A 24,772-nucleotide genomic window follows, 5' to 3' on the forward strand; every position below is an offset into this window, starting at 1 on the left:
GGAAGGGCGTGGAGGGGTCGTGACGGCGAGCGGGGAGCACACTGGCACCCGTGACGGCGTGGTCCGGCGGAGCGCCGGCGAGGCGCGGCGCGCGGACGCCCGGCCGTGGTGGCGGCGGGACCGGGCGGTGGTGGCCGTGATCACCGGCGTGGCGGCCGTCGGATACGCCGTGCTCTCGCTCGCCAAGCTCGCCGGCTTCCGGGCCGGCGCCTACGACCTGGTCATCTTCGACCAGGCGGTCCGGTCCTACGCGCGGTTCGGGCTGCCCGTGGCGATCGTCAAGGGCGTCCACAACGACTTCGGCCCGCACTTCTCCGTGCTGGGCGACCACTGGTCGCCGATCCTGGCCGTGCTCGCCCCCCTCTACTGGATCCACGACGGGCCCGAGACGCTGCTCGTCGCCCAGGCGGTGCTGCTGGCGGGGGCGGCGGTGCCGCTGTGGGTGTTCGCCCGGCGGGCGCTCGGCGGCTCGGCGGCGGCCCATCTGGTTGCGGTGGCGTACGTGCTGTCGTGGCCTGTCGTGGAGACGGCGGCGTTCGACTTCCACGAGGCCGCGTTCGCGCCGCTGCTGACCGCCTTGCTGCTCGAACGCCGGCAGGCGGGCCGGCGCGCGCACGTGGCGCTGGCCGCGCTGGCGCTGCTCTGCGTCAAGGAGGACATGGGACTGCTGGTGGCCGGGTTCGGCGTGGTGCTGGTGGGGCAGCGCGGCTGGCGGTCGCTGGGAGCGTCGTTCCTGGTGGGCGGGCTGGGGTTCACCTGGCTGGCGTCCCAGGTGCTGATCCCGCTGTTCGGCGGGCGGGCCGACTACTACTGGGCGTACGGCGCGCTGGGGGCCGACGCGCCGGCCGTCGTCCGCACCGCGCTGACCGACCCGCTCGCCGTGCTCGCCCAGCTCGGCACCCCGCCCGTGAAGCTGCTCACACTGGCGCTGCTGCTGGGCACCACGCTGCTGGCCGCGCTGCTCTCGCCGCTCATGCTCGCGGCGGTGCCGCTGCTGGCGGAGCGCATGCTGGCCAGCTCGTTCCCCAACTGGTGGGTTCCCGAGTACCACTACAACGCGTTCGTGATCGTCGTCGTCCTCGCGGCCGGGGTGGACGGGGTGCGGCGGCTGCGGGAGCGGCGGACACGTGAGCGGGGCGGGCCGGCAGCGGCCGGGCGGACGGTCACCGCGTGGGCGGCCGGGGCTGCGGCGTTCGCGGTCGTGACCGTGCCGTTCTTCTCGCTGTCCGACCTCGCCGACCCCGCGACCTACCGCCACGACGCCCGGCAGCGCGCCGCGGCCGAGGCCGTCGCCGTGGTGCCCGACCGCGCGCTCGTCGAGGCGGCCAACAACCTGGCGCCCGCGCTGTCCGGGCGCGGCACCGTGCTGCTGTGGGACCGCACGCCACGCTGGGCGCCGTGGGTGGTGGCCGACGTGGGACGCAGGACGTTCCCGTTCCGGGACGTGGCCGAGCAGCGGGCGCGCGTCCGGATGCTCGTCGAGCGCGGCTACCAGGTGAGATTCGAGCGCGAGGGGTACGTCGTGCTCACCGCGGGGCGCTCGTCAGATGGTCGTCGCCCCTGAGGATCCGCTCGACCGTCTGGCCGGCCGCCGAGGTGGCGGCCGTGGTGACGACCGCGATGACGATCGCCAGGAGCGGCGTGGCCAGGCTGCGCAGGCTGCGGATGTTGCGCACCCGCCCCCACGGCTCGCCCGCCAGGTACATCAGGCGCCACTCCCACGTCAGCCCCAGCCCGATGCACACCAGCGCCCCCTGGCCCCCGACGATGGCCACCGCCTGCACCTTGTCCATGACGCCGATGTCGGGTTCGACGAGCGTCGAGACGTACCCGGACAGCTCGGTGAGCAGCGCGGCGGCCATGAGGTGCAGCGCCTTGGTCATCGGCTGGGTGCCGCGCACCCGCGGGTAGAAGTAGCCGAACAGGAACCCGAAGGCCGGCAGCGTGAGCAGGTAGCGGGTGTCGAAGACGAAACTGCTCAGGTCCACGCCCGACGGCCAGCCGTACAGGAACGCGAACGGCAGGCTCAGCAGCAGCCCGACCACGAACCCGTACACGCCGTTGACCCACGGCGGGCAGCCGGCGGCCGTGGCGAAGGCCGTCTCGGGGTCGCGCCCGTGCAGCCGCAGCGCCTCCTCCAGGTCGTGGCGGCGGCTGTCGAACTCCGCCATCGACATCTCGCCCGCGCCGATCCGGCCCCGGCCGATGCGGTAGAGCTCCTGCTCCGAGACGAGCAGCAGCCGCTTGTGCAGGGCTTTCCTGACCAGTTCGCGATGCTCGTCGGCCGAGGAGGGCTCGACGATCGCCGGGTGCGGGGTCACGAGCAGCCACCGGACCGCGATCCAGGCGACGATCGAGGTGATTGACAGCAGCGGCAGCGGCACGTTGCTGCCGGCGATCGTGATGCTGCCCCGCGGCGTGAGGTACAGCACCATCAGGCAGACGATCATGGTGGCCTCGGCCGAGGAGTTGGTGATCGCCGAGACCGTGTCGCCGAGGCGCCGCAGCCGCAGCACCAGCAGTGCGAACCCGAGCAGCAGCAGCCCGATCAGCCCCCGCGTCAGCGGGTCCAGCACCAGGATGCCGATCTTCGGCGGCTCCGCCACGGACAGCGGCGGCAGGCTCCACGATCCGGCGTCCAGCCACTCCGTCGGCCAGCCCTGCACCATGAGGCTCGCCGCCACGGCGGCCAGCAGCCCTCCGTGCGTCCACTGCCGGGTGGCCACGGCCACGGCGGAGAACGGGATCAGCGCCCACGCCAGCGCCAGCACCAGCCGGACGCTGTCGGGCGGGTAGGCCCCGGTCAGTAGCGCCTTGGCCCACAGCGCCACCGCGAGCAGGGTCACCCCGGCCCCGGCCGCCAGGACGGCGAGCCGGACGATCACGGCGCGGACGCCCAGGTCGGCGCTGAACGCCACCGCCGCGCCGGCCGCCGAAAGCGCCGCCACCAGCGCGCCGACGACCAGGGTCCGGCCGGGCAGCTGCCCGTGCACCCACGACCAGGACAGCATCCCCACCGCCAGCAGGACGCCCAGCGCGGTCGCCCCCAGCAGCTCGCGCACCGTCCACGGGGGGCTCGTCGGCAGCGACCGCCCCGCGTGTCGTACGGCCAGCAGCGGCACCGCGACGAACAGGATCACGTACGCGACCGGTTTCCACTCCGTCGCCACGATCGTGACCAGGGTCGCCGGAGCGGCGAGCGCCAGGCCGACGGCGAGCTCGCGGTTCGGCACCCGCTCCCACCACGACAGGCCGAGCGCGCGCAGCAGCAGCGCCACCATCACCACGGCGGTCAGCACGCCGAGCGCGGTCTCCCACGAGAAGTCGTCCTCCCGCTGCACGTCGGGGAACCCGTGCCGCTCGTGGGCCAGCGTCACGTTCGCCGAGTGCGCGCCCGCCCGGAACTCCAGGCGGTCCGGCTCCTCGCGCGACGGCAGGATGCCCCAGGTGCGCAGCACGGTCCACTCGCCGGGAAGCAGCGTCACCATCCGCTCGCCGACGAGCGGCGGGCTGGTGGCGGGCGCCCCGAACGACAGCTCCAGCAGGCCGCCCGGCTCCAGCTGCCGCAGCAGCATCGCCCGGAACTCGACCGTGGTGCGCCCGTCGTCGGTGGTCAGCACGGGCGCCCGCCGCGTCGTCGGCGCGAGCACGGTCCCGCCCACCTTGAGCGGCCCGAACCCGTCGTCGGTGAACCGCTGGATGCCCGCGGGGAACCCGCTGCCCCGCCGCAGGGTCGCGGCCAGCGGGTCGTCGGCGTCCATCAGCAGCCGGTGGGTGATCGACACCTTCACCTGCCGCCGCCGCTCGTCCAGCCGCCCGTCGGGCACGCGGGCCAGGTCGGACTCCATGGCCCCGGTGACGGTCACCACGGTGGTGGCCTCCCGTTGGGGCGGCGCCTCGGGCCCTGAGGGGTTCGTGACCGGTTCCCACGGCTCGGGCGGCGCGACGACCGCCGGCCGCCGAGGTTCGCCCACGGGCCGTGCCGTCGCCGTGCACCACACGACGGCCCCCACCGAGAGCAGTGCCAGCCCGAACGCCAGGACGATCCGGAGGTACCCCACAGTGTGGATGATCCCTGCGAGGGCGCCGAGGTTCGCACTCGACCGGTAACAGTGTTGTCACGACGCCTGTCAAGATGTCCGCACTGGACGGGGTTTGGGTGGGTACGGGGATGCGCTGTCGTCCGTGCGGCGGCGATGGTAGGCGACCGTGGCGGTGGCCAGCGCGGCCCCCCAGATCGGCCAGAAGCATTCCGGCAGCCACGCCCCCCATTCGGCCATCACGAACCGGCCCGCGACGGTCCAGCGGATGTAGGTGAGCCCGGCCACCGTGACGATGATCGAGACTGCCCCGGCCGGGATGACCGCCAGCAGCGGCGGCACGCGCCTGCCGCGCAGCCCGAACATCCAGCGCGGGAACACCTCGCCCCACCGCTGGGTCAGCCCGAGGGTGAGCACGCCGCCGAACGCGCCGAAGGTCGCCAGATAGGCGCCGGCCAGCCAGAGGCCGTCCTCGCCCTCGGCCAGGAACTCCTCGCTCACGCCGAGCGGGATGCCCAGCGCCCACGCCCACCGGGTGGCGCAGTACACCAGAGGCACCGCGACCGCCACGTACACCGCGATACGCCCGCGCTCCGGCGTGAACCAGCTCCGGCGCTGCCGGTGGCGTGTGCGGGCCAGCGCGGCGGCGGCCAGCAGCAGGCCGCCCAGCACGCACACGAGCTGGTTCAGCACCGGCCACGGCCAGGCGTCGGCGAAGGTGGCGCCGCCCAGGCCCCAGCCGAAGACGGGGGCGACCAGCAACAGCGGCGTATAGGCGACACCCATCATCAGGCGGGAGTCGGGGATCACCAGGACCAGCAGCGCGGCGATCGGCCAAGCCAGGAACACGGGCGCGCGGTGGCTGCCGCTGCGCGTCAGCGCCAGCGCCGTCACAGCGGTGAGCAGCGAGAAGGCGGCGATCCACCAGCCGAAGCGCGGTGTCGTGCCGGCCAGGACGGACAACGCCCCATCGGGGTCGGGATCGGCGGCGCCCCAGGGGTAGCCGGGCGCCCCCAGCGCCCACGCGACGCCGAGCACGCCGTAGCCCAGCGCCCACAACGCCGCGGCATGGCCGTACCGGCCGGAAATGACGGTTCTCATGACCACCACGGTTCCGGGCGGCGGGTCTCCGGCCCAGATGCCGTTCGGCACCCCTTCCCGCCGGCGAACGTGCCGTTCGGCACCTGGGGGCGGACCTCACCCGGACGTATCGTTGCTCCGGTGAGCATGATCTGGTGGGTCGTCGCCCTGGTGTCGGTGTCGCTCCCCGTAGCGGCGGCGGTGACCGCCCTGGCCCGGCCGCGGCTCAGGCCGCGACTGCCCGCGCCGGCGTACGCGGCGGCGGCCGTGTCCGCGGCCGTCACCCTGGCCTTCGCCACCGGCACGGCGCGGCCCGTCCCGGGGGCCGAAGCGCTCGCGATGGCCGAGAGCGTCGCTCTGATGGCCCTGGCCGGCCTGGTGGTCCGCCACGTGCCGGCACGGCGGGCCGCGCCGGCGGCGCTGGCGGCGGGCCTGGCCTCGGCCGTCTGGCTGCTGCGCTTCTTCGTGCCCGCATCACCGCTCGAAGGAGTGGGAGCGGCCGCGTTCTGGGGGCTGGGCGCCCTGCTGGCCGCCGCGGTGGGCGCCCACCTGCGCGTTCTGGAGTCGCGGCAGGACCGCGCCCTGGCCGGCCTGCGCACCGACCTGCGGCTGCGGCTGGCCGCGGACCTGCACGACTTCGTCGCGCACGACATCAGCGAGATGGTGGCGCACGCCCAGGCGGGCAGAGCCGGGGGAGACCCGTCGCAGGCGCTCGAACGCGTCGAGGCCGCGGGCCAGCGGGCCCTGGCGATGCTCGACCGCACCCTGGACACGCTGCGCCACGACGGGTCCCGCACACCTCCCGGCGACCTGGACGGCATCCGCGAGGCGGCCGAGCGTTTCTCGGCCGCCGGCCCGGCCCGGGTCCACCTGCGCATGGAGCCGGGCGTGACGGCCACGGCGGACACCGCCGCACTCGCCTACCGCGTCGTGATCGAGGGACTCACCAACGTCCGGCGGCACGCCGGCGGAGCGCGGCGCGTCGAGCTGGACGTCGGAGCGGAGTCAGGGGCACTGCTGATCGCGCTGACCAACGACGGCGTGCGCCGCGCGCGCGGCGGCAGGCGCGGCGGGTCGGGATTGCCCGCCCTGACCGAGCTCGTCCGGGCGCAGGGCGGCGAACTGGCCGCGCGGCCCCTGCCCGGCGGGTGGCGGCTGACGGCCCGCCTGCCGCTGGCACAATCGCTGGAGTGGCCACCCGCATCCTCATCGCCGACGACCAGGAAGGCATCCGCAGTGCCTTCCGCATCATCCTCGACGCCCAGCCCGACATGACCGTCGTCGCCGAGGCCGCCGACGGCCGCACCGCCATCGACACCGCCACGGCGATCCGGCCCGACGTGGTGCTCGCCGACATCCGCATGCCGGGAGCCGACGGCATCGAGGTGGCCCGCGCCCTGGCCGGCACCGGCATCCACGTGGTGATCGTCACCACGTTCGGGCTCGACGAGTACGTGCACACCGCCCTGCGCCACGGCGCCTCCGGGTTCGTGCTGAAGCGGTCCGGCCCCGCCCTGCTCGTCGAGGCGGTCCGGGCCGCCATGAACGGCGACATGCTCATCAGCCCGCAACTGACCGTCCGGCTGCTGCGCGAGCGGGGCCTGCCGCGGCAGACGTCCGACGTCGTCCTGACCGAGCGCGAGGACGAGATCGTGCGGCTGCTCGCGGGAGGCAGGACCAACGCCGAGATCGCGGCCGAGCTCTTCCTCTCCCCGGGCACGGTCAAGAACCACGTCGCGGCCGTCCAGCGCAAGACCGGGGCGCGCAACCGGGTCGCCGTCGCGGCCTGGGCCTGGGCCACCGGCAGAGCCGAACCGTGACCGGGTGAACCGGTCCGGAAACGCCGGAAGCCGCCCCGGCCGTGCTGACGGCTCGGGGCGGCTCCGGCGGGTGCGCGGACCGGCGGCTCGGGTCAGGAGCGCTTGGCGCGGGCGGCCGTGCGGCCGCGGGTGGCGGCGTCGAGGACGACCTTGCGGATGCGCACCGCCTCGGGCGTGATCTCCACGCACTCGTCCTCGCGGATGAACTCCAGTGCCTGCTCCAGCGACAGGACGCGCGGCGGGATCACCTTCTCGGTCTCCTCGCTGGTGGAGGAGCGCATGTTGGTGAGCTTCTTCTCCTTGGTGATGTTGACGTCCATGTCGTCGGACCGGGAGTTCTCGCCGATGATCATGCCCTCGTACACCTCGGTGCCGGGGGAGACGAACAGGGTGCCGCGCTCCTGGAGGTTGAGCATGGCGAACGCGGTGACCGGGCCGGACCGGTCGGCCACCAGCGAGCCGTTGTTGCGGGTGCGCAGCTCGCCGAACCACGGCTCGTAGGAGTCGAAGACGTGGTGCACCAGGCCGGTGCCGCGCGTCTCGGTGAGGAACTCGGTGCGGAAGCCGATCAGGCCGCGCGCCGGCACCACGAACTCCATCCGGATCCAGCCCGTGCCGTGGTTGGTCATGTGCTCCATGCGGCCCTTGCGGACGGCGAGGAGCTGGGTGACCGCGCCCAGGTATTCCTCCGGGCAGTCGACCGTGAGGCGCTCGACCGGCTCGTGCACCTTGCCGTCGACCGTCTTGGTGACCACCTGCGGCTTGCCGACGGTCAGCTCGTAGCCCTCACGCCGCATCTGCTCGACCAGGATGGCCAGCGCCAGCTCGCCACGGCCCTGCACCTCCCACGCGTCGGGCCGGTCGGTGGGCAGCACGCGCAGCGAGACGTTGCCGACGAGCTCCTTGTCGAGACGGTCCTTGACCATGCGGGCGGTGACCTTGGAGCCCTTGACCTTGCCGACCAGCGGCGAGGTGTTGGTGCCGATGGTCATCGAGATGGCCGGCTCGTCGACGGTGATCAGCGGCAGCGGGCGCGGGTCGTCGGGGTCGGCCAGCGTCTCACCGATCATGATGTCGGGGATGCCGGCGATGGCGATGATGTCGCCGGGGCCGGCCTCCTCGGCGGGCTTGCGCTCCAGCGCCTCGGTCATGAGCAGCTCGGTGATCTTCACGCGCTGGATCGTGCCGTCGGTGCGGCACCAGCCCACCTGCTGCCCCTTGCGCAGCACACCCTGGTGGATGCGGCACAGCGCGATGCGGCCGAGGTAGGAGGAGGCGTCGAGGTTGGTGACGTGGGCCTGCAACGGCGCGGTGGGGTCGTAGGTCGGAGCCGGGATCGTCGACTTGATGATCTCGAACAGGGGCTCCAGGTCCTCCGCGTCGGGCATGCCGCCGTCCTCGGGCCGGTTGAGGGAGGCGCGGCCGGCCTTGGCCGAGGCGTAGACGATCGGGAAGTCGATCTGCTCCTCGGTGGCGTCGAGGTCCATGAACAGCTCGTAGACCTCGTCGACGACCTCCTTGATGCGGGCGTCGGGCCGGTCCACCTTGTTGATGCACAGGATCACCGGCATCTTCGCGGCCAGCGCCTTGCGCAGCACGAACCGGGTCTGCGGCAGCGGCCCCTCGGAGGCGTCGACCAGCAGCACGACGCCGTCGACCATCGACAGGCCGCGCTCGACCTCGCCGCCGAAGTCGGCGTGGCCGGGGGTGTCGATGATGTTGATGGTCATGCCGCCGTGCTGGACGGCGGTGTTCTTGGCGAGAATGGTGATGCCCTTCTCGCGCTCCAGGTCGTTGGAGTCCATGACCCGGTCGTCCACGTCCTGGTTGGCGCGGAAGGCCCCGGACTGCCAGAGCATGGCGTCGACCAGCGTGGTCTTGCCATGGTCGACGTGCGCGATGATCGCGATGTTCCGCAGGTCGTCGCGGCTGTTCAAAGGCATGATGACGTCTCGCTCTGTGTCGTGGGGGCCGCCGCGCGATGTCGCGGCGCCATCAAGTCTAGTTGATCCCTTCTGATGCCCTCGGCGTCCACCCGTTCCGGCGGCGCGGACGACCTCCGGGGGCCCGCGGAGGTCCCCGGAGGCCTGCGGAGGTCCGTGGGCGTCGCACGTACATATGCGGTTGCACATTTGTGCGCATGCCCGCGCGGCTCGGGGTCCCTACCTTGGCGACATGACCTGGACAGAGCTGGTGATGGGGGCGGCCCCGACGCGCGGCGACCAGCCCGCGGTGACCGACGTGCGCACCGGCGAGGTCCTCTCCCATGCGGCCTTCGCCCGGCGGGTCAGCCGGGCGGCCGCCGGGCTGCGCCGGCACGGTCTGCGCTACGGCGACCGGGTGCTCGTCGACGTGCCGCTCGGTGCCGGGTTCGCCGTGGCGGTGCACGCGGTGGCCTGGTCGGGCGGGGTGGCCGTGCTGGGCTCGCGGGGCGCCGCCCGCATGATGATCGTCCACCGCCGCCTCGCGCCCGCCGCCGAGGTGGAGCGGGTGTTCTCCCTGGAGCCGGTCCCGGGCGCGACGCCGTTCGCGGAGCTGGTGGGGGAGCAGACCGTGGAGTTCGGGCCGCTGGCCGGGCCCGCGCTCGGCGTGGACGGCGGGCGGGTCCTGCACCACGACGAGCTGGCTGACGACCTGCGCGCACTGTCCGCCCGCGTCGTCCTCGACAAGGACGACGTGGTGCTCACTGCGGTGAGCGACATCGTCAAGGGGTTGCGCGTGCTCGACCTGACCCTGATGTCGGGCGCGCACGCGGTGGTCGCCCAGGAGCCGACGCTGACGGGCTGCCGCGTGCTGGCCCACGAGCACGCCGCGACCGTCGCCGTCGCCCCGTTCGAGCTGGCGAGGCGGCTGGCCGGCGATCCGTCGCTGCGTGTCGTCGACGAAAGGGCGCTGGCCGGTTCGCTGGCCCTGTGAAAAGTGCGAGACTGTGGGAGAGTGTGATCCTTCCGCGACGCAGGGTGACCACATGCCGCAGCCCCCCAGGCACAACCTTCCGGCCGAGCCCAACCGCTTCGTCGGGCGGGACAGAGATCTCGACGAGCTGTGCGAGCTGCTCGCCGACACGCGCGTGGTGACACTGTGCGGAGTCGGCGGCATCGGCAAGACCCGCCTCGCCCTGCGCGTGGCCGCCCGGCTCGTGCCCGCTTATCCGGCGGGCGTCTGGCTGGTGGAGCTGGCCAGGATCGGCCACGCCGAGCAGATCGAGCGGGAGCTGGCCAGAGTCCTCGGCGTGCGCGAGGAGAGCGGCCGGCCGCTGCTCGACACCGTGGCCGCGCGGCTCGGTGACGCGCGCTGCCTGCTCGTCCTCGACAACTGCGAGCACCTGGTCGACCGGTGCGCCGAGGTGAGCGCCCGGCTGGTGGCGGCCTGCCGGCGGCTCGGCATCCTGGCCACCAGCAGGGAGCCGTTGCGCATCGCCGGCGAGCTGGTCTGGCGGGTGCCACCGCTCGACCTGCCCGAGCCCGGCCCGCCCCGTCCCGGCGCGCCGCTCGCGGAGGCGGTGCGGCTGTTCCTCGACCGGGCCGCCGCCGTCGGCACCCGGCTGGGGGAGGAGAGCCTCGCCGACACCGTGCGCCTCTGCCGGGCCCTCGACGGGCTGCCGCTCGCGCTGGAGCTTGCCGCGGCGCGCACGAGCATGCTCAGCCCCGGCCAGATCGCCGACCGCCTCGACGACCGTTTCTCCCTGCTGACCACGGGCGGCCGGACGGCGCCCGCCAGGCAGCGCACGCTGCTCGCGGCCGTCGAGTGGAGCCACGACCTGCTGCCGGCCCGCGAGCAGGTGCTGCTGCGCCGGCTGTCGGTGTTCGCCGGGGCGTTCGACCTCGACCTGGCCGAGCGGGTCTGCGCCGGCCCGCCCCTGGCCCCGGCGGAGATCGTCGAGCTGCTGGGCGGCCTCGTCGACAAGTCGCTGGTGCAGTGCGACGAGGACCGCAGGCGCTACCGGCTGCTGGAGACCATCAAACGGTTCGCGGCGGGGCGGCTGGCGGATGCGGGTGAGCTCGACGAGGTCCGCGACCGCCACCTGGGCGCCCTGTGCGAGCTGCAGCGCGGCCACTTCACCACCGAGCTGGTCGAGCCGCGCGTGCCGTGGCCGCGCCGGCTGGCCGCGCTGAGCGCCGGCCGCGCGCTGGTCGACGACCTGCGGGTGGCGCTCGACTGGGCGGTCGAGTCCCGCAACGTGCCGCTCGGGCTCCAGCTGTGCTTCCACAGCACGGGCCTGCTGCCGGTCGGCGGCCTGACGGAGATCGTGGGCTGGGCCGAGCGGCTGCTCGCGCTCGACCTGTCCGGCGTGCCCGGCTGGCAGGTCGCCCAGGCCAAGGCCTACCTCGCCTACGGGCTGGAGGCGCGCGACGAGCTCGAACGCGCGCTGCGGCTGGCCCGGGAGGCCATTGACGGGCTCGACGGCGCCGGCCCGTACGCGATGGGCGTGATGCACAGCCTGTTCGTGATGGTCCTGCTGCGCCTCGGGCGGCCGGAGGAGGCGCTGCTCCACGCCCAGCAGGGCCTGGAGCTGGCCGACGCCGGCGACGACCCGTGGAACCAGGCCTCCGGGCTGGCCGGGCTGTCGGCCGTGGCGCTCGTCCGGGGGCGGTTGCGCGAGGCCCAGCGGCACGGCGAGGAGGCCCTGCGGCGGGCCGGCGAGCACGGCCATCGGTGGATCATGGCGAGGGCGGCGACGCAGCTCGGCGCGGTGGCCGAGGCGCGCGGCGACCTCATGACCGCGATGTCCCACTACGAGACGGCCGTGCCGTGGCTGTGCGAGCTCGGCAGCGGCGTGGAGCTGGCCCGCTGCCTCGCGCGCGGCGGCAGGGTGGCGGCGATGCTGCACGAGTTCCCGGCGGCCAGGGAGCGCCTCGGCCGCAGCCTCGCGCTCAGCCGGTGCACCGGGCAGCGGCAGGGCGTGGCCCGGTGCCTGGTCGGGCTGTCGGTGCTGGCCGAGGCCGAGGGTGATCTCGAAGGCGCCGTGCTGACCGCCGCGGCGGCCGCGGGACTGCGGGAGGAGATCCGCCAGCACAGCGTGAGCAGCCGCACCGAGGGGCTGCTCGCCCGGGCCCGGGGCAAGCTCGGTGACGCCCGTACCGTCGCGCTCTGGGCGCGGGGCAGGGCGATGGCCCCCGACGAAGCCGCCCGCCACGTCCTCGACGGTGCCGTCACGGCCGGCCGGGAGGGTGCGGCGCCCGCCGGTGACGCCACGGTCCTGCCCGGCGCCGTCCCGCCCGCCCCGCAGGTGACGGGGGCCGCGGACGAGGTCCTGTCCCCGAGGGCCGCCCGATCGCCCTCCGGGGTGTCGGCGGTGGGGACGGTCGCCGCCGGGATGGTCGGCGCGGTCACGGCTCTCTCCGCCGCCGGTGCCGGTTCGCCGTTGACGGCTCGCGAGCAGGAGATCGCCGCGTTGCTGACCCGGGGGCTGTCCAACCGGGCCATCGCCGAGGAGCTCGTGATCAGTCCGGCGACGGTGGCGCGGCACATCGCCAACATCATGGACAAGCTGGGCCACACCTCCCGGGCACAGATCGCGGTGTGGGCGGCCGAGTACCTGAGGGTGTCTGCATAGGCATCTGCATATTCCGCCCCATGTCGGGATGAGACGTCCTGCCTACCGTGGGTGTATGGGTGAGCGCATCGTCATGGTCGACTCGGGCACGGGGCTGGGTCTCACCGAAGGGCAGCTCGACGCGCGGTCGGCCGCCGCGTCCCTGCAGTTGCGGCGCCGCGGGGTGCGGGCGGGCGATTCGGTGCTCGTCTGCCTGCCGGTGGGGCCCGACCTGCTGGTGGCGACCGACGCGGTGATCGCGGCGGGCGGCGTCGTCTGGCCGGTGCCGCCCGAGCTGGACGCTCCGGCCCTGCGCCGGCGCATCCTGGCCAGCCGCGCGCGGCTGATGATCTCCGATCTGCCGCACGCCGTGGACGCGGCCGACGGGTCGCGTGTCCGGATGGTGGTGGGCGTGGCCGACCTGGACGCCCCACACCCCGACGCGTGAGCGCACGTGGCGGCGTGGCCCGGCGTCCTGCCGGCGTGGCCCATGGCCGACCGTAGGCTCGGGGTATGCCGTTCGCGTCCAGTTTTCCCGTCATGCTCCGTACCGACGACGGCGTGCGCATCGACGCCGCGCACACCCCGCCTGCGCATCCCGGCCCTGACGGTGGTCCCGGCGCCGGCGGCACGGGGATCGTGGTGGCGCACGGGTTCACGGGATCGTGGCGCGAACGGACGGCGCGGCGGATCGTGCACGTGCTGAGCCGTTACGGCGGGGTGGTGGCGTTCGACTTCCGGGGGCACGGCCGGTCGGGCGGCGAGTCCACCGTGGGCGACCTGGAGATCCTCGACGTGGCCGCGGCCGTCAGGCACGCGCGGGTGGTCGGCTACTCCAGGATCGCGCTGGTCGGGTTCTCGATGGGCGCGGCGGTCGTCGTGCGGCACGCGGCGCTGCACCGGGGCGTCGACGCGGTCGTGGCGGTGAGCGGCCCGGCCCGCTGGTACTACCGGGGCACCAAGCCGATGCGCCAGGTGCACTGGGCCATCGAGCAGCCGGTCGGGCGGCTGGCGGCCCGGATGGCCAAGCGCACCCGGATCGCCCGCGGCCGGTGGGACCCGGTCCCGATGCCGCCGCGCGAAGCCGCCGGGCTCGTCTCGCCGGCGCCGTTGCTCGTCGTGCACGGCGACCGTGACGCCTTCTTCCCGCTGGAGCACGCGCACCAGCTCTACGCGGGCGCCCGCGAGCCCAAGGAGCTGTGGGTCGAGCCCGGGTACGGTCACGCGGAGACCGCGGCCACCCCCGACCTCATCCACCGCATCGGAAAGTGGATCACATCGAACCTTTCCTGAGTGAAATGCGTCTACCTAGGGCGGATGGAAGAAATCCGCCGGGAGAAGTCCTTGGGGAAGGGAACCGCCGCAGGTGGTTGCCGTAGGACATACTTCTCGTAGCGGAATCGTCGCTCACAGTGGCCCTCCTGCGGGAGGGTCGCTGGGGTGGCACCTAGCGTTGCGGGGGCGCGCTGGGTGCCATCCGCGGCGGGCGGGCTCCGGCGGCGTCGCCGGAGCCCCGCCCAGGCGGACCCGCCCGACTCGGTCCGGTCCGGTCAGCCCAGCCGGGCGATCGACTTGTACTCCAGGTAGCCGTTGAGCCCCTCGGGCCCGAGCTCGCGCCCGATGCCGCTGGCCTTGTAGCCGCCGAACGGCGCGTTGGACTCCAGCATGAAGCAGTTGACCCCGTAGGTGCCGGCGCGCACCTGCCGGGCCACCTCCATGCCGTGGTCGGCGTCGGCCGTCCAGACGGTGCCGGCCAGGCCGTAGTCGCTGTCGTTGGCGATGCGGACGGCGTCGGCCTCGTCGTCGTACGGGATCACGGCGAGCACCGGCCCGAAGATCTCCTCGCGGGCGATGCGCATGTCGTTGGAGACCCCGGCGAAGACGGTGGGGGCGACGTACCAGCCCTGCTCGTACGGCCGGTCGAGTCCGCCCACGACGACCTTGGCGCCCTCCTCCATGCCGATCCTGATGTAGCCCTCGACGCGCTCCTGCTGCCGCCGGGCGACCAGCGGGCCGATGCCGGTCCCGGGGTCGGCCGGGTCGCCGACGGGCTGGGAGGTGACCATGGCGGCGACGGCCTCCACCACCTCGTCGTAGCGGTTGCGGGAGGCGAGGATGCGGGTCTGCGCGACGCAGGCCTGGCCGTTGTTCATGAGGGAGGCGAGGGCCAGCATGCCCATGCTGGAGGCCAGGTCGGCGTCGTCGAGGACGATGGCCGCGGACTTGCCGCCCAGCTCCAGGCTGACCCGCTTGAGCTGCTCGCCGCAGATGGCGGCGATGCGCCGGCCGGCGGCGGTCGAGCCGGTGAAGGCCACCTTGTCCACGCCCGGGTGGGACACCAGATGCTCGCCCGCCTCGCGGCCCGCGGGCACGATGTTGAGCACGCCGGCCGGGATGCCGGCCTCCTGCGCCATCTCGGCCAGCAGGTACGCGTCGAGCGGTGTCTCGGGGGCGGGCTTGAGCACGATCGCGCAGCCGGCCAGCAGCGCGGGTGCGATCTTGGTCATCGCGACGAACTGGGGGACGTTCCACGGCACGATGGCCGCCACGACGCCGACCGGCTCGCGGCGCACGGTCGTCGGCCCGAACAGGCCGGGCCGCTGCTCCTCCTGCTGGAACGTCTTGCCCAGCTCGGCGTAGTACTGCAGCATGCCGAGCGGCTGCGGCGCCTGGGCGAGCTGGGAGAAGGTGATGGGGGAGCCCATCTCCTCGGTGATGAGCGCGGCCATCTCCTCCTGCCGGGCCGCGTAGAGTTCGGCCAGCCGGCCGATCACCGCCGCGCGTTCGGCGAACGTCATGCGCGGCCAGGGCCCGCGGTCGAACGCCTCGCGCGCCGCGGCCACGGCCCGGTCCATGTCGGCGGCCGTGCCGTCGGGCACGCGGCCCACGACCTGCTCGGTGTGCGGGGAGACGACGTCGATGGTTCCGGTGCCGGCCGGGGCCACCCATTCGCCCCCGATGTACAGCGTGTCGTGCTGGCGCATGTCGTGAGCCTCCTGCTTGACCGAATGCTTGCTTGCTTCCGTACAGCCTCAAGGCGACCGAACCATGTTCTGTGCACGCGCGCAAGAGGGGCACGGCGGGTGCCGTGCCCCTCCGCACCGCCCGATCGGGAGAGCGGGATCAGAAGGTCAGCGCGGGTCTCCGATCAGGTGGCGCATCGAGCGCAGCACCACGTCGGTCCGCATGGCCTGCGTGGTCAGGCTCTCCACGCCGAAGCCCAGGTAGACGGTGTCCTCGGTGGTGACGCCGCCGCCCTCCTCGAAGACCTGGTCCGTGCGGGACCAGTTGTTGATCGAAGGAGAGGTGCCCTCGGGCGGGCCCGAGACCGTCCAGCCACCGAGGTCGGACTCGAACGACGTCTGCTCGGCCGTGGCGCCGTCCAGCGTGAGCGTGAAGTCGTCGAGGAAGACGCCCGCGCCCTGGGTGCTCCAGTCGCTGATGTACGAGATCGACAGCTCGACCCGCTTGCCCGCGTACGGGGTCAGGTCGATCTTCCACTGCTGCCAGCCGGCGGAGTTGCCCGAGGCGGCGTGCCAAGCGCCGGAGGTGCCGGTGGGCTCGCAGGCCGGCCCCTGGTAGCGCTGGGTGAACGGGTGGATGACCCGCCAGCCCGCCCCGCCGCTCGGCGGGCCGCAACTGCTCCCGGTCTCCTGCGAGGTGTGACCGTTGGCGTCGGGGAGCATGGTCCAGTCGTCCTGGCCGGCCGTGCGGGCTTCCACGGCGAGGAAGTCCCACTCGGCCTCGGTGTCGTACGAGGTCCAGAACGACAGGTCGCCGCCGCTCCTGCCCGTCAGGTCGACGGTCTTGGTCAGCCGCTTCCACGAGACGTCGGCGATGCCGCTGTAGACGTCCCAGGCACCGGTGTGCGGGTCGAACGGGCCGCCCGGCCGTACCCACTTGACCGGAGCCGAGGCGGCGAACCGCGGGAACCGCTGCGGGGGCAGGATCGCCGAGGTGGCCACGAACGAGTTGGTGTGCGAGGGCGCGAGCGTGCCGGCGAAGCCGTCGAAGCGGCCGCCCACGCCCTTCAGCGCGAACGGCTGCCCGGTGCCGTGGTCGGTGCCCGCGTCGTCGAAGTGGACGTAGGCGCCCAGGTAGTACTGCTGGAAGTCGTTGAACACCGGGATGCACGGCGGGTCGGCAGGCTCGGTGCACTCCGGCCGCGCGGGCTGGTCGGGCTGGTAGTAGTACGCCCCGTTGGCGTTCTGCGCGAAGGAGGCGTACTTGCCGGCGTGCAGCAGCTTGCCGCCCTCGTTGAGGTAGTCGCGCACGGCCAGCTCGGTGTCGACGCCGGCCTTGGCCACGGTGCCGCCCACCTGGCCGGTGCTCCTCGGGATGATGTCGTCGCCCGTCTCCCAGACCACGGCCTTGTAGTGGCTGAGGACGCCGAGCGGGTGCGGTGCCTTACGTCCCATCTTGTCCATGTCGTACACGTCTGAGGTGTAGCCGGTCTCGCCGAGCGCCCTGACGTACTCGGCCGCGTACTTGGCCTCGGTGCCGCCCTGGACCGGGCTGATGCCGGTCACGTCCTCGGCGGCCAGCACGAGCACCTTGCCGCCGATGTCGTCGGCGACCTTGTAGGTGAAATCGGCGCTGCGCCTGCCCGATGCGGTGAACCACACCTTGACGCTGTCACCCGGTCCGGTGCCGGTGATCGTGCCGCGCATCCAGTGGTAGTAGCGGTTGTAGCCCTTGCCGTAACGCTCGCCGCCCTTCCACTCGCCGGTCCGCGCGACCTTGGTACGGCCGCCGTTGACCTGGTAGTGGAGCAGCACGGGGCCGAGCTTGCGCTTGGCGTTGACCTGCACCACCTGGTCCCTGCCGTGGCTGACCTCGAACGGGTCGAGCACGAAGTCCGGCGTCCTGTTGCCCAGGTGGCTGACCGGCTCGACCGGGTCGGCCGCGGACCGGGCGACGTCGAGGGCGAACGGGAGGTTCTTCTCGAACTCGGCCTGCACCAAGGCCTCGTCATCGGGGAAGACGAAGCCGCAGCCGTCGCAGCCCTCGTTCAGCTCCGGCGTCCACGACAGCGTGCCGTAGGCGTAGTGCGCCTGGTCGTTGGTGTCGCCGTTGGTCGTGTACAGCTCGGCGCCGAGGTCGGGGTCGAAGCCGGGCACGGCGGGCCGGTCGTCGGTGCCGGAGAGAGCCTCGTAGATCGGGTTGTCGGCGGTCTCCGTGGCGATCTGCACGCCGACCGGGTAGAGCAGCAGCGGCCCGTAGGAGTGGTAGTTCAGCTGCATCTCGAACCCGACGCGCCGGAGCAGCCCGTCCATGGCCCTGGTCTCCGGCTCGCTGGCCGGGCCGGTGCCGCGGTAGGTCTCGCTGCTGGGGATGGAGGAGGAGCCCTCCTCGTCGTAGTGGAAGTTCGTGGGGAAGTTGCGGTTGGGGTCCACGCCGTCGCCGGTGGTGATCTTCCCGTCGCCGTTGTTGTCGCGCAGGTTCTTGCGCCACAGGCGGTTGCCCTCGGTGAAGGTGAAGTCGTAGCCGTCGGGGTTGGCCACCGGCACGAACCACAGCTCGGTCCTGGTGAGCAGGTCCCGCAGCGACGCCTTGTTGGCCACCACATGCTTCAGCAGCCGCATGTCCACCTCGGTGGCGATCCACTCGCGGGCGTGCTGGGTGGCCGAGAAGAGCGTGGCCGGCTTGATGCCGTCGGGCAGTGCCCTGGCCAGCGTGCTGACCTTGACGGCCAGGATGTCCTGGCCCTTCAGCGACTTGCCGATGGACTGGAGCTTGACGACGTCCTTGTTCGCGGCGGCGATGGCCTTGAGCTGGTCGGCGATGCCGCCGGGCTCGGAGTAGGACTTCCAGACGGTGTAGCCGCCGGCGGCCTGCGTCCGGGCGGCCTCCAGCTGGGTCTGGCCGCGGGTGTTGCGTACGGGCTCGGGCCTGAGCCCGAGCTTGCGCAGTCCTTCCAGCTCGGCCCCGACCGCGGTCAGCTCGACGTGCTCCTTGCCGGATCTGACCTCCTGCTGGACGACGTCGTACCCCTTCTCCCTGAGAGTGTGGGCGGTGCCCGGCGAGGCGTCGAGCTCGTAGAGCTCGATCCGGTCGGCCGGCGCCGGCGGGTCGGTCACCGCCTGGGCTTCCACGGCTACGAGGGACGTGCCCAGGCCGAGGACGACGGCGAGGGCGAGGGCTGAGGTTCGCGACACGGTCTGCCCCTTCGCAGAGACGAGTTCGTCGCCATCTCAAACCGGCGCTCCGGCCGTGGCAAGGCCCAATCTTTATCTGGACCTTATGTCGCGAGAAATCGTGATATTGGTCGCAGGACGTACGGGTTGCCCTGTTCGGATGACAGCTATCAAGATCATCTTCTATAGTTGCGGACCGTCTATGAGGGGAGGGCGGACGTGAAAACGGGTCGTTTCGCCCTTTTTGTCGTCCTCCTTGTCGGGCTGTTCGTGCTCCCGTCGCCGCCGGCGGCCTCCGCCGACCCCAGCCCCGCCCAGCTGCGCAAGCTCACCCGGGACGCGGCCCGGCTCAACGAGCTCTACCGCGGCCAGATCCAGAGCCTGGAGGAGCTGCGCATCCAGGCCAAGCGCGCCCTGGACAACTCCGACGGCCTGCAGAAGCGGCTCGACGCCGCCAAGGCCGAGGTCCGCACCATCGCGCAGACCACCTACATCGCCGGCCCGATCGACGGCATGCAGCTCTTCTCCCTCAAGGTCGAGCCGCACGCGCTGCTGGGCCAGGCGGCGAACCTCGGCCACATGGCCGAGGAGCGCGTCCACAAGGTCAAGCGCGTCGAGAAGATGATCCAGGACGCCAGGCAGGCCAAGCTCGCCGCCAACGACAAGATCAAGAAGATGGAGCAGGAGGTCAGGACCCTCCAGGGCAAGCGCCGCGAGATGGAGCGGCTGCTCGCCAAGTACGGCTTCCAGCAGCCCGGCGGCGCCGAGGGCCTCACCCAGCGCATGATCTCGGTCCGCGCCGCGGTCATGCAGAACTTCCCCATGCCCCACGGCGTCGGCTGCCTGCGCCGCGGCGACCCCGGCGAGCACGGCAAGGGCCGCGCCTGCGACTTCATGATCTCCAGCGGCGGCACGGTGGCCGGTGGCGCCGACGCCGCGCGGGGCGACGCGCTGGCGGCGTGGCTGATCCAGAACGGGTCACGGCTCGGCGTGATGTACATCATCTGGAAGCAGCGCTACTACGACATCCGCTCCGGTGGCGGGTGGGACCCCATGTCCGACCGCGGAGGCCCCACCGCCAACCACTACGACCACGTCCACGTGTCGGTGTTCTAGGCTCCGGCCCGTCAGGCTCGTGCATGTGCGGGTCGTCCGTGCGCGTGCGAGGTGCGGGGCGCTCAGCGTGCGGCCAGGAAGTCCCTGAACCAGTGGTAGGACGCCTTCGGCGTGCGCCGCTGGGTGGCGAAGTCCACGTGGACGAGCCCGAAGCGCTGGTGGTAGCCCTCGGCCCACTCGAAGTTGTCCAGCAGCGACCAGACGAAGTAGCCGCGCACGTCCACGCCCTCGGCGCGGGCCCGGTCCACGGCGGCGATGTGGTCGCGCAGGAACGCGATCCGCTCCTGGTCGTCCACCACCCCCTCCGGGGTGAGCTCGTCCGGCTGGGAACAGCCGTTCTCGGTGACGTAGATCGGCGGGAGGGCCGCGCCGTAGCGGTCACGCAGGCCGGTGAGCAGCTCGCGCAGGCCGTCGGGGACGACCGGCCAGCCGAAGGCGGTGGTGGGGTGACCGGTGATGCCGACGTCGGCGAAGGGCAGGCCGGGTTCGGCGGGCGCGGCGATGCGCGTCGGGTTGTAGTAGTTGACGCCGAGGCCGTCCAGCGGGGCGGAGATCACGGCCAGGTCGCCGTCGCGGACGCCCAGCGCGTCGTCCGGCGCGTCGATGCCGTAGGCCGACAGGTCGGGATAGCGGCCGAGGAGCACCGGGTCGGCGAACAGCCTGTTGTGCAGGACGTCGTAGGCGTCGGCGGCGGCCACGTCCCGCGGGGCGTCGGAGGCGGGTCGGACGGGCGTGCAGTTGTTGGTGAGCAGGACTTCTGCGGCCCCCGCCGCGCGCAGCGCCCGCACGGCCAGGCCGTGGCCGAGGAGCTGGTGGTGGGCCACCGGCAGCGCGTCGAGCAGCAGCGCCTGTCCCGGCGCGTGGACGCCCATGCCGTACCCGAAGGCCATGTGGACGAACGGCTCGTTCAGCGTGATCCACATGCGCACCCGGTCGGCGAGCCGCTCGGCGACGACCGCCGCGTAGTCGGCGAACCAGCCGGCGACGTCGCGGTTCAGCCAGCCGCCGCGGTCCTGCAGCGCCTGCGGCAGGTCCCAGTGGAACAGCGTGGGCACCGGCGTGACGCCCGCGGCCAGCAGCCCGTCCACCAGCCGGTCGTAGAAGTCGAGCCCCTTGGGGTTCGGCGCGCCGGCGCCCTCGGGCAGGACGCGCGGCCAGGAGATCGAGAACCGGTAGGCGCCGGCGCCCAGGCCGGCCAGGAGCGCGACGTCCTCGCGCCACCGGTGGTAGTGGTCGCACGCCACGTCGCCGGTGTGCCCGTCGCGGACGCGGCCGGGTTCGTGCGCGAAGGTGTCCCAGACGGACGGCCCCCGGCCGTCCTCGCCGGCGGCGCCCTCGATCTGGTAGGCGGCCGTGGCCGTGCCCCACAGGAACATCGCATCTCCTCACTGACTATGAGTAGTGCTCATGTTATCTGACGGGATCGGAGCGGTCTTTACGCATCGGTAATAGGCCAGGATGGTGACATGACCAGTACCTTGCGGCGCCGCCCGGCTCAACGCCGCAGCGTCGAACGCGTCGAGCGGATGCTCGACGAGTGCGCCCGGCTTCTCGACGAGGTCGGGTACGAGGCGCTGACCACGAAGGAGGTGGCGCGCCGGGCGGAGGTGCCGATCGGCACCTTCTACCAGTTCTTCTCCGACAAGCAGGGGCTGGTGCGCGCCCTGGCGCTGCGCAACCTCGACGCGTTCCTGCAGCGGGTGACCGAGCGGATCGCCGCGGCCGACCCGGGCCACTGGACCGACCTCGTCGAGCTGGCCGTCGACGAGTTCGTCGCGATGAAGCGCAGCGTCCCCGGCTTCGCGGTGGTCGACTTCGGCGAGGTGCTGCCCACGCCCGGCGGGCCCGCGCTCGAAGGCACCAACCGGATGCTCGACGCCGCCCTGGAGAACAACGCGGTCGTGGCCGACCGGCTGCGGGCGCTCACGCTGGGCCTGCTGGACGCCCCCGCGGGCCCGGGCCTCGACCGGGCGCTGCTGGTGGCGGTGGAGGCCACCGACGCGGTGCTGAAGCTGGCCTTCCGCACGGACCCCGAGGGCGACCCGGCCATGATCGCCGAGTGCAAGCTCCTGGTCCGCCGCTACCTCGCCGGCCACCTGCCGTGACCCCCGGCCTCAGCAGGCCGCGTCGAGCCGCGCGCGCAGCTCGTCGTCCAGCTTGACCTCCGTCGCCGCGATGGCCTCGTCGAGCTGCTCCAGGCTCGACACGCCGACGATCGGCACGTGCCCGTCGGCCAGGATCCAGGCCAGCACCACCTGGTTCGCCGTCACCCCCAGCTCCGCCGCCACCTCCCGCAGCACGGCCAGCCGCCGCGTCGTGCCCGGGTGCTCGTAGGACTCCGGCAGCGGACGGTCCGCGCGCGTGTAACGGCCCGCCATCAGCGTGTTGTACGCCCACAGCGTCACGTCCGGCTCGCTGCGGACGTAGTCGAGCATCTCGTCCGAGGCGATCACGTGCCCCGACTCGGCGAGCCGGGTGAACGGGCGCGGGCGCAGGTAGCTGTGCCGGAGCTGGACGTGGGTGTAGGGCGCCCAGCCGCGCGCGGCGGAGACGGCGCGGGCGCGCTCCAGCCGCCAGGTGGGCACGTTGCTGGCGCCCACGCTCCTGACCTTGCCCTCCCGGACGAGCGCGTCGAAGGCGCCCAGGGTCTCCTCCAGGGGCACGGAACGGTCCTCGACGTGCGCCCAGTACACGTCGATCCGGTCGGTGCGCAGCCGCCGCAGGCTGTCCTCGGCGGCGCGGGCGACGGCGGCGGCGGACAGCCCCTCGGCCGATCCGAGTGTCCTGTCGCCGGGGACCGTGGGCCGGGCGCCCGTCTTCGTGCCGACCACCATGGCGTCGCGGTGGCCACGCGCGGCCAGCCAGGCGCCGATGGTCAGCTCGCTCTCGTCGCCGGAGCAGCCCTCGATCCAGAACGGGTAGTTGTTGGAGGTGTCCAGCATCGTGCCGCCCGCCTCGTGGAAGCGGTCGAGGATCGCGAAGGAGTCCCGCTCGCTGACGGTGGTGCCGAAGGGAATGGTGCCGAGTGCGATGTTCATGGAGGACCACTGTGGTCGCTGGAGTGAACTCCAGGTCAAGAGGGTTGACCTGGAGCCCGCTCCAGGTGGGATGCTCGGACCCGTGAGCGTGTACACACCCGCCGAGGTCGTCGAGGAGACCGGCTTCACCCTCGACACCCTGCGTTACTACGAGAAGATCGGCCTGCTGGAGCCCGTCGAGCGCAACGCCGCCGGGCAGCGCAGGTTCAGCGACAGCGACCTGAGCTGGCTGGGGCTGGTCCGCTGCCTCCGCGACACCGGCATGCCGATCGCCCAGATGCTCCGCTTCGCCGAGCTGGTGCGCGCGGGCGACCACACGATCCCCGACCGCATCAGGCTGCTGGAGGAGCACGACCGCCGCGTCCAGAGCCAGATCGCCAACCTCACGGCACGGCAGCGCGGGATCCACAACAAGATCTCCTACTACCGCAGCGTCCTGTAGCCCCGCCTTGGGGGTTCGGTTGTTAGTCAGGACGCATGGCCGGGCCCGGGACGAGACGGATGAACATCCCGCTGCGCCGCGTCTCCGTGACGTGCGCGGTGCTGCTGTTCGCGCTGCTGGCCCACCTCACCCACCTGCAGGCGTTCGGCCGGCGTGACCTGGTCGCCGACCACCGCAACGAGCGCGCCCTGCTCGCCAGGTACGCCCATCCGCGCGGCGACATCCTCACCTACGACGGCCGGGTCCTCGCCACCAGCGCCGAGACGGGCACGGGGCCGTACCGGCACCGCCGCGTCTACACCGGCGGCCGGACGTACGCGCCCGTGACGGGGCACTTCTCGCTGCGCCGGGCCACCGGCGTCGAGCGGGCCGCGCAGGCCGTGCTGTCCGGCACCGACCCGAAGATCAGGATGCGGGCGCTGGTCGGGGACGGCCCGCCCGCGGGCGCCGACGTGCGGCTCACCATCAGGCACCGCGTCCAGTGGGCCGCCTACCAGGGCCTCGCCCGCGCCGGCCGGCCGGGCGCCGCGGTGGCGATCGACCCGGCGACGGGCGCGATCCTCGCCCTGGCCAGCTACCCGTCCTACGATCCGGCCGGCTACACCGCGCAGGACGCGGCCGCCGTGGAGGCGGCCGACCGGGCGTTGCGCGGCGATCCGGCGCGTCCCCTGCTCAACCGGGCACTGCACGGCACCTACCCGCCGGGCCCGGCGTTCGAGGTCGTCACGACCGCCGCCGCGCTCGCCTCCGGGGAGTACACGATCGCCTCGCCGATCTCCGCCGGCGCGGGGCAGGTGGCGCCGCCGCCGAGCCGCCCGGACGGATCACCGGCCGGACCGGGCGAGCGGCCCTGCGGGAACGGCCGCCCCACGCTGGCGCACGCCTTCCGGCTGTCCTGCGGCGCCGCCTTCGCCGCCCTCGGGGCGCAGCTCGGCCAGGACCTGCTGCGCGACCAGGCGGAGGCGTTCGGGTTCAACGCGACCGACCTGGCCGTGCCGCTGCGCGTGGCGGCCAGCACCTTCCCGGCCGGGCTCGACCGGACGGGCACCGCCCTGTCGGCCGCCGGGCTGCACGACCGGGCCACCCCTTTGATGATCGCCATGCTCTCGGCGGCCGTGGCCAACGGGGGTGTGGCGATGCGGCCGTACCTCGTGCAGGAGGTGCGCCTGCCGGACGGGTCGATCATCGACCGCGCCGGTCCCGCGCCCTATCGGACCGCCGTGCCGCCCGCGCTGGCCGGGCAGCTCACCGTGCTCATGGCCACCGCCACCCGCCCCGGCCTCGCCCTGGAGGGGGTGGAGGTGGCCGCCAAGTCGAGCCCGACCGTCGTGACCGCCTTCGCCCCGGCGACGGCGCCGGAGGTGGCGGTGGGGGTCGTGCTCGAACAGGGTCCCGCCCGGGCCGCCCCCATCGCCCGCGCCATCCTCCAGGCCGCCCTGTCGTGAACCCGGCGCCGGGACGGCGGGCGCGCAAGCGGGTCCCCGTACGGAGACGGGTCCCCGTACGGGGGTGGGTCGCCTCACGGAGGCGGGTTCCGTACGGGGGTGGGTCCCCGTACGGGGG

18 protein-coding genes are annotated in these 24,772 nt (G+C 73.1%); 11 read left to right on the forward strand and 7 right to left on the reverse strand.

All coding sequences use genetic code 11. The features are described from left to right. Positions 1 to 19 precede the first annotated feature (19 nt). The gene (locus CXR44_RS21935) at positions 20 to 1,564 is read left to right on the forward strand and encodes a DUF2079 domain-containing protein (RefSeq protein ID WP_245899310.1); all 1,545 of its coding nucleotides are present in this window, start codon (positions 20 to 22) and stop codon (positions 1,562 to 1,564) included. Here CXR44_RS21935 and CXR44_RS21940 read toward each other — a convergent pair. Further along, on the reverse strand, positions 1,527 to 4,061 hold the full coding sequence (locus CXR44_RS21940; protein ID WP_101787955.1) for a hypothetical protein: 2,535 nt from the start codon (positions 4,059 to 4,061) through the stop codon (positions 1,527 to 1,529). The genes CXR44_RS21935 and CXR44_RS21940 overlap by 38 nt on opposite strands. A 69-nt stretch (positions 4,062 to 4,130) precedes the next feature. Further along, entirely contained in the window at positions 4,131 to 5,141 is a 1,011-nt protein-coding gene (locus CXR44_RS21945) for a hypothetical protein (RefSeq protein WP_101788066.1), read from the reverse strand. A 126-nt stretch (positions 5,142 to 5,267) separates the two neighbouring features. On the opposite strand from CXR44_RS21945, the gene CXR44_RS21950 reads away from it, so the two are divergent. Both CXR44_RS21950 and CXR44_RS21955 read left to right on the forward strand, forming a co-directional pair. Continuing rightward, positions 5,268 to 6,395, forward strand: a complete 1,128-nt coding sequence (locus tag CXR44_RS21950; protein WP_245899326.1) for a sensor histidine kinase — start codon at positions 5,268 to 5,270, stop codon at positions 6,393 to 6,395. Further along, positions 6,311 to 6,940 (forward strand): response regulator, encoded by a 630-nt coding sequence (locus CXR44_RS21955; protein WP_101787957.1) that lies wholly within the window; start codon positions 6,311 to 6,313, stop codon positions 6,938 to 6,940. Before CXR44_RS21950 ends, CXR44_RS21955 begins: the two co-directional genes overlap by 85 nt. A 92-nt stretch (positions 6,941 to 7,032) precedes the next feature. Here CXR44_RS21955 and typA read toward each other — a convergent pair whose 3' ends face one another. Further along, positions 7,033 to 8,883 (reverse strand): translational GTPase TypA, encoded by a 1,851-nt coding sequence (typA, locus tag CXR44_RS21960; protein WP_101787958.1) that lies wholly within the window; start codon positions 8,881 to 8,883, stop codon positions 7,033 to 7,035. A gap of 232 nt (positions 8,884 to 9,115) precedes the next feature. On the opposite strand from typA, the gene CXR44_RS21965 reads away from it, so the two are divergent. From CXR44_RS21965 to CXR44_RS21980, 4 genes are all read left to right on the forward strand, one after another. Then, on the forward strand, positions 9,116 to 9,856 hold the full coding sequence (locus CXR44_RS21965) for an AMP-binding protein (protein WP_180903631.1): 741 nt from the start codon (positions 9,116 to 9,118) through the stop codon (positions 9,854 to 9,856). Between the two features lie 52 nt (positions 9,857 to 9,908). Then, positions 9,909 to 12,497 (forward strand): helix-turn-helix transcriptional regulator, encoded by a 2,589-nt coding sequence (locus CXR44_RS21970; RefSeq protein WP_101787960.1) that lies wholly within the window; start codon positions 9,909 to 9,911, stop codon positions 12,495 to 12,497. 55 nt (positions 12,498 to 12,552) lie between these two features. Beyond that, positions 12,553 to 12,924 (forward strand): AMP-binding protein, encoded by a 372-nt coding sequence (locus CXR44_RS21975; protein WP_180903632.1) that lies wholly within the window; start codon positions 12,553 to 12,555, stop codon positions 12,922 to 12,924. Between the two features lie 65 nt (positions 12,925 to 12,989). Continuing rightward, entirely contained in the window at positions 12,990 to 13,769 is a 780-nt protein-coding gene (locus CXR44_RS21980; RefSeq protein ID WP_245899311.1) for an alpha/beta hydrolase, read from the forward strand. Positions 13,770 to 14,026: 257 nt separating this feature from the next. Here the strand turns inward: CXR44_RS21980 and CXR44_RS21985 are convergent, their stop codons facing one another. Together CXR44_RS21985 and CXR44_RS21990 are read right to left on the reverse strand one after the other, a co-directional pair. Continuing rightward, positions 14,027 to 15,460 (reverse strand): aldehyde dehydrogenase, encoded by a 1,434-nt coding sequence (locus tag CXR44_RS21985; RefSeq protein WP_101787963.1) that lies wholly within the window; start codon positions 15,458 to 15,460, stop codon positions 14,027 to 14,029. A 147-nt stretch (positions 15,461 to 15,607) separates the two neighbouring features. Continuing rightward, positions 15,608 to 18,634, reverse strand: a complete 3,027-nt coding sequence (locus tag CXR44_RS21990; protein WP_101787964.1) for a M14 family metallopeptidase — start codon at positions 18,632 to 18,634, stop codon at positions 15,608 to 15,610. Positions 18,635 to 18,832: 198 nt separating this feature from the next. Here CXR44_RS21990 and CXR44_RS21995 point away from each other — a divergent pair, with 198 nt between their 5' ends. Continuing rightward, positions 18,833 to 19,729, forward strand: coding sequence for a coiled-coil domain-containing protein (locus tag CXR44_RS21995; RefSeq protein ID WP_101787965.1), 897 nt, complete (start codon positions 18,833 to 18,835; stop codon positions 19,727 to 19,729). Positions 19,730 to 19,791: 62 nt separating this feature from the next. Here CXR44_RS21995 and CXR44_RS22000 read toward each other — a convergent pair whose 3' ends face one another. Next, the gene (locus CXR44_RS22000; protein ID WP_101787966.1) at positions 19,792 to 21,105 is read right to left on the reverse strand and encodes a GH1 family beta-glucosidase; all 1,314 of its coding nucleotides are present in this window, start codon (positions 21,103 to 21,105) and stop codon (positions 19,792 to 19,794) included. A gap of 90 nt (positions 21,106 to 21,195) precedes the next feature. Here CXR44_RS22000 and CXR44_RS22005 point away from each other — a divergent pair, with 90 nt between their 5' ends. Next, entirely contained in the window at positions 21,196 to 21,834 is a 639-nt protein-coding gene (locus CXR44_RS22005; protein ID WP_101787967.1) for a TetR/AcrR family transcriptional regulator, read from the forward strand. A gap of 9 nt (positions 21,835 to 21,843) precedes the next feature. Here the strand turns inward: CXR44_RS22005 and CXR44_RS22010 are convergent, their stop codons facing one another. Then, positions 21,844 to 22,767: an aldo/keto reductase gene (locus tag CXR44_RS22010; protein ID WP_101787968.1), complete on the reverse strand. Its 924-nt coding sequence runs from the start codon at positions 22,765 to 22,767 to the stop codon at positions 21,844 to 21,846. 70 nt (positions 22,768 to 22,837) lie between these two features. Between CXR44_RS22010 and CXR44_RS22015 the strand changes: the two genes are divergently transcribed. Next, complete coding sequence (locus tag CXR44_RS22015) at positions 22,838 to 23,209, forward strand: MerR family transcriptional regulator (RefSeq protein WP_101787969.1); 372 nt, start codon at positions 22,838 to 22,840, stop codon at positions 23,207 to 23,209. Between the two features lie 59 nt (positions 23,210 to 23,268). Beyond that, positions 23,269 to 24,654, forward strand: coding sequence for a penicillin-binding transpeptidase domain-containing protein (locus CXR44_RS22020; RefSeq protein ID WP_245899312.1), 1,386 nt, complete (start codon positions 23,269 to 23,271; stop codon positions 24,652 to 24,654). Positions 24,655 to 24,772 lie beyond the last annotated feature (118 nt).

This window comes from Nonomuraea indica (assembly GCF_002850745.1).
In the GTDB taxonomy this organism is placed as follows: Bacteria; Actinomycetota; Actinomycetes; order Streptosporangiales; family Streptosporangiaceae; genus Nonomuraea; species Nonomuraea indica.